The organism is Aeromonas sp. RU39B, from assembly GCF_900156095.1.
GTDB lineage: Bacteria > Pseudomonadota > Gammaproteobacteria > Enterobacterales > Aeromonadaceae > Aeromonas.
On sequence record NZ_FTMJ01000002.1, the window covers coordinates 50,864 to 62,783 of the forward strand.

13 protein-coding genes and 1 other annotated feature are annotated in these 11,920 nt (G+C 61.1%); of the genes, 5 read left to right on the forward strand and 8 right to left on the reverse strand.

Annotation, left to right across the window (positions count from 1 at the left end; translation table 11 throughout):
- Nucleotides 1-4 precede the first annotated feature (4 nt).
- Genes hisIE through hisG form a run of 8 tightly spaced genes read right to left on the reverse strand, consistent with a single transcriptional unit; the run spans nt 5 to nt 7,140 of the window.
- Entirely contained in the window at nt 5-622 is a 618-nt protein-coding gene (hisIE, locus tag BW958_RS03060; RefSeq protein ID WP_076574240.1) for a bifunctional phosphoribosyl-AMP cyclohydrolase/phosphoribosyl-ATP diphosphatase HisIE, read from the reverse strand.
- A gap of 10 nt (nt 623-632) precedes the next feature.
- Nucleotides 633-1,406, reverse strand: a complete 774-nt coding sequence (hisF, locus tag BW958_RS03065; RefSeq protein WP_076574242.1) for an imidazole glycerol phosphate synthase subunit HisF — start codon at nt 1,404-1,406, stop codon at nt 633-635.
- The gene (hisA, locus tag BW958_RS03070) at nt 1,406-2,152 is read right to left on the reverse strand and encodes a 1-(5-phosphoribosyl)-5-[(5-phosphoribosylamino)methylideneamino]imidazole-4-carboxamide isomerase (protein WP_076574243.1); all 747 of its coding nucleotides are present in this window, start codon (nt 2,150-2,152) and stop codon (nt 1,406-1,408) included. Before hisA ends, hisF begins: the two co-directional genes overlap by 1 nt.
- 5 nt (nt 2,153-2,157) lie before the next feature.
- A complete protein-coding gene (gene hisH, locus BW958_RS03075) occupies nt 2,158-2,760 on the reverse strand; it encodes an imidazole glycerol phosphate synthase subunit HisH (RefSeq protein ID WP_076574245.1) in 603 nt (200 codons plus the stop codon).
- A complete protein-coding gene (gene hisB, locus BW958_RS03080) occupies nt 2,761-3,870 on the reverse strand; it encodes a bifunctional histidinol-phosphatase/imidazoleglycerol-phosphate dehydratase HisB (protein WP_076574247.1) in 1,110 nt (369 codons plus the stop codon).
- 9 nt (nt 3,871-3,879) lie between these two features.
- The gene (hisC, locus tag BW958_RS03085) at nt 3,880-4,938 is read right to left on the reverse strand and encodes a histidinol-phosphate transaminase (protein ID WP_076574249.1); all 1,059 of its coding nucleotides are present in this window, start codon (nt 4,936-4,938) and stop codon (nt 3,880-3,882) included.
- A gap of 14 nt (nt 4,939-4,952) precedes the next feature.
- A complete protein-coding gene (gene hisD, locus BW958_RS03090) occupies nt 4,953-6,239 on the reverse strand; it encodes a histidinol dehydrogenase (RefSeq protein ID WP_076574251.1) in 1,287 nt (428 codons plus the stop codon).
- A 4-nt stretch (nt 6,240-6,243) separates the two neighbouring features.
- Nucleotides 6,244-7,140: an ATP phosphoribosyltransferase gene (gene hisG / locus BW958_RS03095; protein ID WP_076574253.1), complete on the reverse strand. Its 897-nt coding sequence runs from the start codon at nt 7,138-7,140 to the stop codon at nt 6,244-6,246.
- A 23-nt stretch (nt 7,141-7,163) separates the two neighbouring features.
- Nucleotides 7,164-7,287: a sequence feature (His leader region), on the reverse strand.
- Nucleotides 7,288-7,499: 212 nt separating this feature from the next.
- On the opposite strand from hisG, the gene BW958_RS03100 reads away from it, so the two are divergent.
- From BW958_RS03100 to BW958_RS03120, 5 genes are all read left to right on the forward strand, one after another.
- Nucleotides 7,500-7,736 carry a hypothetical protein gene (locus BW958_RS03100; protein ID WP_076574255.1) on the forward strand — a complete coding sequence of 79 codons (237 nt, stop codon included), beginning with the start codon at nt 7,500-7,502 and terminating at the stop codon, nt 7,734-7,736.
- A 48-nt stretch (nt 7,737-7,784) separates the two neighbouring features.
- Nucleotides 7,785-9,719 (forward strand): DNA repair helicase YoaA, encoded by a 1,935-nt coding sequence (locus BW958_RS03105; RefSeq protein ID WP_076574257.1) that lies wholly within the window; start codon nt 7,785-7,787, stop codon nt 9,717-9,719.
- Nucleotides 9,716-10,405 carry a tRNA (adenosine(37)-N6)-threonylcarbamoyltransferase complex dimerization subunit type 1 TsaB gene (gene tsaB, locus BW958_RS03110; protein WP_076574660.1) on the forward strand — a complete coding sequence of 230 codons (690 nt, stop codon included), beginning with the start codon at nt 9,716-9,718 and terminating at the stop codon, nt 10,403-10,405. The genes BW958_RS03105 and tsaB overlap by 4 nt, the downstream gene beginning before the upstream one ends.
- A gap of 84 nt (nt 10,406-10,489) precedes the next feature.
- Nucleotides 10,490-11,014: a Slp/YeaY family lipoprotein gene (locus tag BW958_RS03115; RefSeq protein WP_083687223.1), complete on the forward strand. Its 525-nt coding sequence runs from the start codon at nt 10,490-10,492 to the stop codon at nt 11,012-11,014.
- On the forward strand, nt 11,014-11,865 hold the full coding sequence (locus tag BW958_RS03120; protein ID WP_076574662.1) for an alpha/beta fold hydrolase: 852 nt from the start codon (nt 11,014-11,016) through the stop codon (nt 11,863-11,865). Before BW958_RS03115 ends, BW958_RS03120 begins: the two co-directional genes overlap by 1 nt.
- Nucleotides 11,866-11,920: the final 55 nt, after the last annotated feature.

The window sequence follows — 11,920 nt, forward strand, 5'->3', positions numbered from 1 at the left end:
TTTATCATTTCTGATGGCGCTCATAGAGGCGCTGCACCACATCGTGAAGCTCCAGCCCCTCGTTTTGCAGCAGCACTGTCAGGTGATAGAGCAGATCGGCTGACTCGTTGATAAGCTCTTCCCGATCTTTGGCCATGGCCGCCAGGGCCACTTCTACCCCCTCTTCGCCCACTTTCTGGGCAATGCGCTTGGTGCCCTTGCCATAGAGACGGGCGGTGTAGCTGGTCTCTGGATCGGCGCCTTTACGCCCCGCCAACACCTGCTCGAGTTCGGCCAGAAAGCCGAGCGGCGGCAGTGGATGACCATCAAAGCAGGAGGTGGTGCCATTGTGGCAAGTCGGCCCTACCGGCAAGGCGGCTACCAGCAGGCTGTCACGGTCGCAATCGGTGGTAATGGCTTTGAGATGCAGCACATGGCCCGAGCTTTCACCCTTGGTCCACAGGCGCTGCTTGCTGCGGCTAAAAAAGGTGACCTGGCCGGTGGCGAGGCTCTTTTCCAGCGCCGCGCGATTCATAAAGCCCTGCATCAGCACTTGGCCGCTGCGCTCGTGCTGCACGATGGCGGGAATAAGATCATCGCACTTGGCCCAGTCCAGGCTGTCGATATCAAAGGAAATAGTCATCAGAAGGCTCCTAACTGCGAATGGCGATGCCCTGACTGCTCAGCCAGGCTTTGAGTTCGGGAATGGGGATGATCCCCTTGTGAAACACGGAAGCGGCCAGTGCGCCGTCTACGTCCGCATCCACGAAGGCATCGCGAAAGTGCTCCATGGCACCGGCGCCGCCCGAGGCAATCAGCGGTACCTTGCACAAGGCGCGCACGGCCTTGAGCTGGGCAATGTCATAGCCTTGTCGCATGCCGTCCTGGTTCATGACGTTGAGCACAATTTCTCCTGCGCCACGGCGCTGCACTTCCTGCACCCACTCGGGGGTGGTCCAGCGAGTGGTCAGGGTGCGGCTCTCGTCACCGGTAAATTGCTTGACCTGATAGTGACCGGTGGCGGCATCGAAGTATGAGTCGATCCCCACCACCACACACTGCACGCCAAAGCGTTCGGCCAGACGGGTGATCAGGGTCGGGTCGGCCAGCGCCGGCGAGTTGACAGAGACCTTGTCGGCACCAAACTCAAGCACCTGGCGCGCGTCTTCCACACTCTTGATGCCGCCAGCGACGCAGAAGGGGATGTCAATCACCTCGGCGACCCGGCTGACCCAGCTTTTATCGACCACGCGACTGTCACTCGAGGCGGTGATGTCATAAAACACCAGCTCATCGGCCCCTTCGGCGGCATAACGGCGCGCCAGATCGACGATATTGCCCATCACCTCGTGGTTACGAAACTGAACCCCCTTGACCACCACGCCATCTTTGACGTCCAGACAGGGAATAATGCGACGTGCCAGCATCAGCGCACCTCCTGTTCGGCCCAGCAGGCAATTGCCTCGGCCACGCTAAATTTTCCCTCGAGCAGGGCCCGGCCCAGAATGATGCCGCCCACGCCAGAGCCTTTGAGCGCCTCAATGTCGGCCAGCGAGCCGATGCCACCGGAGGCCTGGAAGGCGACGGACGGAAAACGGGCACAGAGATCCCGGTAGAGGGCCACGTTGGTGCCTTGCAGGGTACCGTCGCGGCTGATGTCGGTACAGAGCACATGCTTGAGCCCTGCCGGCAGGAAGGTTTCGATGAGTGACTCGATGGTGGTGTCGCTCTCTTCTTGCCAGCCGGCCACTGCAATGCGGCGCACACCGTCGGCGCCGATGTTGACATCCAGCGCCAGCACGATGCGCTCTGGGCCATATTTCTCCATCCAGCCCATCACAATGGCCGGGTGTTTGACCGCCGTGGAGCCCACCACCACCCGGTTGGCGCCGGCGGCCAGCAGATCAGCCACGTCTTGCTCGCTACGCACACCGCCACCGACTTGCACCGGAGCGGCGGTGTGGCTGAGAAGCTGGCCAATCAAGGCCAGTTGACGGGCCGTGGTGTTCTTGGCGCCATCCAGATCGACCAGATGCAGCTGGGTGGCACCTTGCGCCACATAGTCGTCAAAGCGCCCCTGCGGATCGCTGGAGTATTCGGTTTTCTGGCCGTAGTCGCCCTGATAAAGACGCACCACCTGGCCGTTAATCAAATCAATTGCCGGAATAATCATGCCAGTCACAGCTCCAGAAAGTTTTGCAGAAGGCGGGCACCCACGGCGCCGGAGCGCTCGGGGTGGAACTGGGCACCGAAGAAGTTCTCTTTGCCGGCAATGGCGGTAAAGGGAGCACCGTAATCGCAGGTGGCCAGGGTCGCATCCGTCACCTCAAGGGCGTAGGAGTGGACGAAATAGAAGTGGCTGCCACTTGGGATACCTTTGAGCAGCGGGTGGGTCTCGTCGTGCCAAATCTGGTTCCAGCCCATGTGTGGCAAGCGCAGATCGCCCACCTGCATCAAGCGGATCTTGCCCGGAATAATGCCCAGACAGCTAATCTCGGGATCATCATTCATGCTCTCTTCGGAGGCTTCGGCCAGCATCTGCATGCCGAGGCAAAAGCCGAGTAACGGCTGTTTGGCGGCGCGAATAAGCGGCACCAGCGCGCGCTCATTGAGATTTTTCATGGCGGCCACCGCCGTGCCGACACCCGGCAGGATCAGCTTATCGGCCGACTCAATCACGCTCGCCTCACGGCTGACGACGGGGTTGACCCCCAGCCGCTCGAATGCCATCCGCACCGATGCCAGGTTGGCGCAGCCCGTGTCGATAATCACCAGCTTCATTTACAGCACTCCTTTGCTCGAGGGGAGATCAGTGCCCTCGATCCGCACTGCCTGGCGCAGCGCACGGCCAAAGCCCTTGAACAGCGCCTCGACCTGATGGTGGGTGTTGCCGCTACCGACCTTCATCTGCAAGGTGATGGCCATGGCATCGGAGAGCGAGCGAAAGAAGTGCGGCACCATTTCGGTAGCCAGCTCACCGACCTGATCGCGGCCAAACCCACTCGGGCAATCAAACACAAAGTAGGGACGACCGCTCAAATCCATGGCGGTGCCGACCTCTTGCTCGGTGAGCGGGCGGGCGTCGATCACGGCTTGCACCTCATCCATGGCCAGCACAAAGCCGAACCGGCCAATGCCGCGCTTGTTGCCGAGCGCCATTTTCAGCGCCTGACCGAGCGCGATGCCGGTGTCTTCCACCGTGTGGTGATCATCGATGTGCAGATCGCCGCTCACCTCAACCTCCATCTGGATACCGGAGTGGGTGGCAATCTGGTCGAGCATGTGATCAAAAAAGCCGAGCCCGGTATTGATGCGGTTGCCACCGGCGCGGTCGAGATCCACCGCGATGCGGATGCGGGTCTCTTTGGTATTGCGCACCACTTCAGCCTTGCGGCCGCAGCCGAGCAGCTGGTCACGAATCGCCAGCCAGTTGTTCTCGGTCGGGTGGTAGCGAAGCCCGGTAATGCCCATGTTGTCGGCCAGTTGGATGTCAGTTTGACGATCGCCAATCACAAACGAGCGGCTGTAGTCGATACGACCGGAAGCCAGGTACTCCTTGACCAGCCCGAGGTGCGGCTTGCGGCAGCTGCAGCCATCGCCCGGGAAGTGCGGACAGATCAGCACCTTCTCCCAGTTAACACCTTGTGATTCAAACAGATGCATCATCAGATCATGCGGCGGCTGGAAATTTTCAAGCGGCAGGCTCGCGGTGCCCAGCCCATCCTGATTGGTCACCATCACCAGGGTAAATCCGGCGGCCTGCAATTCGCGCAAAACCGGGATCACCATGGGCTCAAAGCGCAGCTTGTCGAGACGGTCTACCTGCTTGTCGGTGACCGGCTCTTCAATCAGGGTGCCGTCACGGTCGATAAAAAGAAACGGTGTGCTCATAAGGTCTCCTTACCTGATATCGCGCAGCACGGTGAGCACGGCGTCCATTTCGCCCTGATAACCGATGGTGATACGCACCGAGTCGGCCAGGGTTGGCTTGTTGGAAAAATCACGCAGTATGATGCCGGACTCTTTCATGGCCGCAAAGACGCGGGCGCCATCGGTAAAGCGCACCAGCACAAAGTTGCCCTTGTCTTCGAAGATTTCGCGCACGCACGGCAGCGTTTTGAGTTCAGCCTTAAGGCGAGCTTTCTGGGCGTTGAGCTCGCGCACCCGCTCCTGCATCAGGGCCATGCCATCTTTCGAAAGCGCCTGCTTGGCAATCTGCGCCACCGGATCCGGGATGGGGTAGGGGGCAATCACCTTGGCCAGCAGGCTGATGATCTCGGCGCTGGCCAGGGTAAAGCCACAGCGGATCCCGGCCAGGGCAAACGCCTTGGAGAGGGTCCGGGTGACAATCAGGTTGGGGTAGCGGGCAAGCAAATCGACCACGCTCGCCTCGGGGCAGAACTCGATATAGGCCTCGTCCACCACAATCAGTGCGCGGCTGTCGGCGGTTTCCAGCAGATCAATCAACCCGTCGCGGCCGACCAGATCGCCGGTCGGATTGTTGGGGGAACAGAGAAACACCACCTTGACGTCTGACAGGCGGCTCTTGATTTCGCCCCAGTCAGGCTGGCGGCGCGTGGTGAGCGGCACTTCGACAATTCCCACCCCACAGGTTTCGGCGCTGATGGCGTACATGCCATAGGTGGGCGGGCAGATCATCACCTGATCCTGGCCGGCTTCGCAAAAGGTGCGAATGACCAGCTCGATGGCCTCATCGGCGCCACGGCTGACCAGTACCTGATCGGCATTGACGCCGGCATAGGCGGCGTAAGAGTCGACCACCTGCGGCGGTTGGCACTCGGGATAGCGGTTGAGGCGATCGGCACTGATGGTAAACGGGTAGGCAAGCGGTGCCTCGTTGGCATTGAGCCAGACGTGCCCCTTGCCGCCAATGCGGCGCGCTGACTGGTAGGGAGTAAGTGCACGCACCGCGCGCCGGGCCAGATCCTTGATACTCATGAGACGTCCTTTTATCAGTTCAGTGCGTTCAAACGCAGGGTCACGGCATTTTTGTGGGCGCCCAGTCCTTCCGACTCGGCGATGCGCTCGACAATCGGTCCCAGCCCTTTGAGCCCGTCCGCTGTCAGCTCCTGCACCGTGTAGCGGCGCTGGTAGTCGGCCAGTCCCAAGCTCGAGCAGGTACGCGCATAGCCATAGGTCGGCAGGGTGTGGTTGGTGCCACTGGCGTAATCGCCTACCGACTCCGGCGTCCAGGGGCCGAGGAAGATGGAGCCGGCGTTTTCCAGCTGACCGAGCAGGGCGCGTGGATCGCGGGTCTGCACAATCAGGTGCTCGGGGGCATAGATGTTGGAGATGGCGCAGGCTTCATCAATGTTGGCACACAGCAAAATCAGGCTGCTTTCGAGCGCCTTGGCGGCGATGTCGCGTCGCGCCAGTTGCGCCAGCTGACGCTCGACCTCTTCTTTGACCCTGGCCGCCAGTGTCTGGCTGTCGGTCACCAGCACCACCTGGCTGTCCGGGCCGTGCTCGGCCTGGGAGAGCAGGTCAGCGGCAATAAAGGCCGGGTTGGCGGTCTCATCGGCAATCACCAACACCTCGGAGGGGCCGGCGGGCATGTCAATGGCGGCGCCGCGCACATCCTGGCTGACCTGACGCTTGGCTTCGGTCACATAGCTGTTGCCCGGGCCAAAGATCTTGTCAACCTTGGGAATGCTCTCGGTGCCATAGGCCATGGCGGCAATAGCTTGGGCGCCGCCGATGGCGAACACCTTCTCCACGCCGCAAGCTCGGGCGGCAAACAGGATCTCGTCACTGGCTGGGGAGGGGGTGCACAGCACCACCTCGCGGCAACCGGCGATGGCGGCCGGAATCGCCAGCATCATCACAGTCGAGGGGAGCGGCGCGCTGCCGCCCGGCACATAAAGGCCAACCCGGGCAATCGGTTGAGTGCGCAGCTCGCACACTACCCCCGGTTGGGTTTCCACGCGCAGCACCGGCTGCGCCTGGGCGGCGTGGAAGGTGCGGATATTGCCGATCGCCTGGCGAATGGCAGATTTGATCTCATCGCCTAGGCGCGCATCGGCGGCAGCGAACTCTTGCTCGCTGATGCGCAGTGTTTCACGCGGTGCCCGCTCGAAGCGGCGCGACAACTCGCGCAGCGCTGCATCACCGTCGCGGCGCACCTGAGCAATGATGCCGCTCACGGTCGTGGCCAGCGATTCGGCGTTGGCCAGTGCCGGGCGCTCGAGCAGGCTGCGCTGCTCGGCTAAAGAGAGGATGTTCCAGTCGCAGGTTTTCATCGCCTTACTCCATCATCTTCTCGATGGGCAGCACCAGAATCGAGCTGGCACCGAGGGCCTTGAGGCGCTCCATGGTTTCCCAGAACAGGGTTTCGCTAGAGACCACATGCAGGGCGACCTGATTGGTGTCGCCAGCCAGCTGCATGATGGTCGGGTGCTCGGCGCCCGGCAGCAGGGAGGTGATCGCCTCAAGCTTCTCTTTCGGAGCGTGCAGCATGATGTATTTGCTCTCACGCGCCTGCAACATGCCTTGAATGCGCGGCATCAGCTTGTCGATCAGCTGCTGCTTGCTGCTCTCAAGGGGTTGGGCGGCCTGGATCAGCACGGCCTTGGAGCGGTAGATAACTTCCACCTCTTTCAGACCGTTAGCTTCGAGCGTAGCGCCTGTTGAGACCAGATCGCAGATGGCATCGGCAAGACCGGCGCGCGGGGCCACTTCCACCGAGCCGCCCAGCATCACGCTTTTGAACGGCAGGCCACGCTCGGCAAAAAAGCGCTTGAGCAAGCCGGGGTAGGAGGTGGCGATACGCTTGTCGGCAAGGCACTCGGCGCCGGTGTAATCGAGCTCGCGCGGCACTGCCAGCGACAGGCGGCAGCCTCCGAAGTCGAGCTGCTTGAGGGTTTTGACCTCGGCGGCCAGTCCCAGAGCCTGACGGCGCAGCTGCTCTTCTTCCAGCACGTTTTCACCGATGATGCCAAGGTCCACCACGCCATCCATCACCAGACCCGGGATGTCGTCGTCACGTACGCGCAGAATGTCGATGGGCATGTTTTCGACGTGGGCAATCAGCCGCTGCTCGAGCAGGTTGATCTTGAGGCCGCAGCTTTTGAGCAGGGCTTGGGAATCCTGGCTAAGACGGCCGGACTTTTGCATTGCGATACGCAGACGTTGTGTTTCCATTGCTCAATTTTCCTTTAACTAAAAACAAAAAACCCTCGGAAGCGGTGCTTCCGAGGGTCTGCTGATCGAGGGCCTGTGGAAGTCACCAGTATCGGTCTTCCAGCAGCCAACCTCCTGAAAGACTATTCGGGATGATGGTGGTGGTGATGATGAGCTTTCAGCAGGGTGGACATGGTGTTCTCTCACTTAACAAACAGGTGGCCGTCTTCTTAGACGCCGATGTGGTTTTAAATTACCCATCTGGAGCGAAATTGCAACCCCCGTATGAAATAAAACTACAAGGTCAAGTTCGCAGGCGGCCGGTCGATAAATCATCAACCATGATTGATAGAGACAGGCAGTGCTGCCAGGAGCGCAAAATGGCCAATCAGGATCTCATCTACTCCATCTTGCCTCGTGCCCCCGCCGCGCCCGGCTCTGATACAGTGCCGCGGGACGTGCGGGCCATTGCCAAGAAACCGCGTATTGACCCGAGCAGCCCCGATAGCCGTGAGCAGAGCAAGCAGCAAGCCAAGCCGCAGGTGCGTCCCCCACACCAGCCCACCGAAGGGGAAGTGCCGGAAGATCCTCCGCACCAGATTGACCTCTTCGTCTGACGCTCGCTTTTGGTATACTCGGGCTTTTGGTCACGACGCCCGCACCTGATGTCTGTTCACACCCTGTTTGCCCCCGATGGCGCCCTGTCTCGTCATATCGACGGTTTTGTTGCTCGCGCTCCCCAGCTGGAGATGGCTCGCGCCGTCGAGCAGGCAATTGGCGCCCACGGCCGTCTGCTGGTTGAGGCGGGCACCGGGACCGGCAAAACCTACGCTTATCTGGTGCCAGCCCTGGCCTCGGGCCAGCGCATCGTTATCAGCACAGGCTCGAAGAACCTGCAAGAGCAGCTCTATCACCGGGATTTACCGACCATCATCGGGGCGCTTGATTACGCCCGTCCGGTCGCGCTACTCAAAGGGCGCAGCAACTACCTCTGCCTTGAGCGCCTGCACAACCTGATGAGCGAGTCGCACCTGCAAAAGGCCGAAGTATTGGCCGATTTGGTCAAGGTCCGCTCCTGGTCCGGCACCACCACCACCGGCGATGTGGGGGATATTCCGGGCTTGCAGGAGAACGCAGAAATCCTGGCGCACATCACCAGCACCAACGACAACTGCCTGGGGCGCGATTGCCCCTATTACGATGATTGCCATTTGGTGGTGGCTCGCCGCCGGGCCATGGATGCTCAGGTGGTCGTGATCAATCATCACCTCTTTTTCGCCGATCTTGCGGTGAAAGACACCGGATTTGGTGAGTTGGTGCCCGAAGCCCAGGTGTATGTTTTTGACGAAGCGCACCAGCTGCCCGAGATTGCCACCGGCTATTTTGGCAAGTCGGTTTCGAGCCGCTCCCTGCAAGACTTGGCGCAGGATATTCAACTGGCCTATCGCAGTGAAGCGCAGGACATGGCCCAGCTTGGCAAGGCGGCCGATCGCCTGCAGATTGCCAGTCAGGATCTGCGGCTCGCCTTTGGCATCGAGAGCGGGCGCGGCAACACCCGCGACATGATCAAAAACAGTTATTGGGGACAGGCGCTGGCTCGCCTCACCGATGCGCTCACTCTGTGTTATGACGTGCTGAAACTGGCGCTTGGTCGCGGGGAGCGGCTGGATCAATGTTTTGAGCGGGTGAGCGAGATAAAGGGGCGCCTTGGTGAGGTGCTGGCACTTAATCAAACCGGCTGCTCTTACTGGTTTGAGTGCAGCCGCCTGCACTTTTCGCTCAATCTCACGCCGCTGTCGGTGGCCGAGCGTTTTGGCGCCGAGGTGCTGCGCCCCGAGGTGAGCTGGATTTTCACCTCGGCCACCCTGACGGTCGATGGCCATTTTGCCCACTTTGCCAGTGAGTTGGGGCTCGCTGGCAGTGCCGAGCTGGTGCTCGATAGTCCGTTTGATTACAGCGCCCAGGCCCGTTTATGTGTACCACGGTGTCTGCCTGAGCCCAACGTCTTTGGCCGGGCCGAGCAGCTGGCAAACATGATGATTCCGCTGATTAACCGCACCCCCGGCGGCTGCTTTTTCCTTTGCACCAGCCATCAGGCCATGCGTCAGGTGAGCGAAGTGCTGCGCCGCGAGGCCGGGCGGACCATCCTGATGCAGGGGGAGGACAGCAAGTCCCGGCTGCTGGCGACGTTTGTCGAAAACGGTCATGCCGTGCTGGTGGCCACCGCCAGTTTTTGGGAGGGGATCGACGTGCGCGGCGCAGCGCTCTCCTGTGTTATTATCGACAAGTTGCCGTTTGCCTCGCCCGATGATCCGCTGCTTAAAGCCCGGGTTGAGGATTGCCGGCTGCGCGGTGGCGATCCTTTCTCCGATATCCAGTTGCCCAAGGCGGTGATTGCCCTGAAACAGGGGGTGGGGCGGCTGATCCGTGATCGCTCGGATCACGGCGTGCTGGTCATTTGCGACCCGCGTCTGGTCAACCGCGCTTACGGCGCAACCTTTCTCAAGAGTCTGCCGGCCATTCCGCGTACCCGCGAGTTGGCGCGGCTCGGCGACTTTTTCAATCAGATTCCCAGCCAAGTTGAGGATGTAGCGTGTTGAAGATCCTGGCCGTTGATACTGCCACCGAGGCCTGCTCGGCCGCCCTGTTGATGGGTGAGCAGGTGTTTTCCCGTTTTGAAGAGGCGCCGCGCGACCACACCCGCAAGATCCTGCCGATGGTGCAATCGCTGCTCGATGAGGCCGGCATTACCCTCGAAGATCTTGATGCCATCGCCTTTGGCCGCGGCCCCGGCTCGTTTACCGGGGTGCGCATTGGTATCGGTGTGGCGCAAGGCCTGGCGCTCGGGGCTGACAAGCCGATGATCGGCATCTCTACGTTGGCCGCGATGGCGCAAGGGGCGCAGCGCCGGGATGGAGCGACCCGTGTGCTGGCGGCCATCGATGCGCGCATGAACGAAGTGTATGTCGGCCAGTATGAAATGCGCGATGGCCTGATGGTGTTAACCGGCGAGGAGCGGGTGATCGCTCCGCAGGTGTTAGCCGCCGAAGCGACGCTGCCCGGCAGCTGGCATAGCATCGGGACCGGCTTTACCACCTATGCCGAGGTGTTGACCCTTGCAGAGCAGCAAGTGGTTGCCAGTGGAGCGCAACTGCCGATGGCAGAGGATATGCTCCCGCTGGCCAAGGCCGCGTGGGAAGCAGGTGACGCCGTGCCGGTCGAGGCGGCGACGCCGGTGTACTTGCGCGACAAGGTGACCTGGAAGAAACTGCCGGGGCGCGAGTAATCGCAGGTGCGCCTTTTTCGCACATTGAATCTATCGGTCTGTAGCCAACAAACCAGCGTGATACCCACCATGAAGGAGAGTCCGATGCCAACCACCTTGTCGTTTGCGCGTGTACTTCGTCTTGTTGCCGGGTTCCTGCTGGCGAGTCTGCTCAGCGCCTGCGCTGCTGCGCCGCCCGAGCTGGCCTATCAGCCGGAATCGGCCTTGCTGCCCTATGCGCCGGCGCTGAACCGACCGGGTGCCATGGCGCGCTGGAGCGGCATTATCGCCAGTGTACGTAACGAAGCGGATCAGAGCGTGATCGAAGTGGTGGTGGTGCCTCTTCAGGCCAATGGTGCGCCAGAGCAGATGGAGCACAGCCCGGGGCGGTTCCTGGCGCTGGTAGCCGGTTTTGCCGACCCCACACTCTATGCCAAGGGGCGCACCCTCAGCGTCTTGGGCCAGCTGGCCGAGACGGTCGATGGCAAGATTGATCAGCATTCCTACCGGTTCTCGGTCATCAAGGTGCAAAAGAGCAAGCTCTGGCCACCGGTGAAGGATGTGGAAATTCGTTACGTGCGCCCCTTTTTTGGCGGCTTTGACGACGATTGGCCGCGCCGCCGCCCCTGATGAACGCCTGGGAGAGACACGGCGAGCTGCGCCTTGCCGATGGACGCACCATTGCCTGGCAAGCCAGTGGCGATCCGCAGGCGCCGCTTATTGTGGCGCTACACGGCTGGCTGGATAACAGCGAGAGCTTCCGGCCGTTGGCCGCACACCTGCACGGTTATCAGCTGGTGGCCTTTGATCTGCCGGGCCATGGCCATTCGAGCCACAAATCTTCACCGTATGTGTTTATCGATTGGGTCGATGATCTGCACCGCATCACGGTGGCTGCCGGCTGGTCGCGTTTTATCTTGCTCGGGCATTCGCTTGGGGCACTGGTCGCGTCGGCCTATGCCGGTGTCTTTCCCGAACGGGTAGAGCGGCTCATCTTGCTCGAAGGATTAGGGCCGCTCAGCCAGCCGGACAGTACAGTTCCTGCACAGATCCGCCGCGTACTGGAGCGGCGTCTCAATACGGCGCGGCGTCAGCATCCGGGCTTTGCCAGTGCGGCGCAGGCGGTCGCGGCGCGCCGTCAGGTGGGCGATCTCGATGAGGCGTCTGCCACCTTGATTGTTGAGCGCAATCTCAAGGAACAGGATGGCCGCTTTGGGTGGCGCAGCGATCCTGCGTTACGCGAACAATCGCCGCTGCGGATGAGCGAAGGACAGGCATTGGCGCTGCTGCATGCCATCACCGCTCCCGTGCTATTTATTCGCGGCAGCCATGGTTTCCCCGAACTGGGAGAGGCGGCGGATGTGCGCCGTGCTGCGATTTCGCAACTGCGGTGCGAAAAAATTGCGGGAGGTCACCATTTTCACATGGAAAGTCCCGCTGACACGGCCCTTTGTATCGAAAAATTCTGCGCTCTTCGCTAGAATGCCAGCCCTATTTCATCGAATTGTCAATTTGTGCGGCGCGTCCTGTTAATTC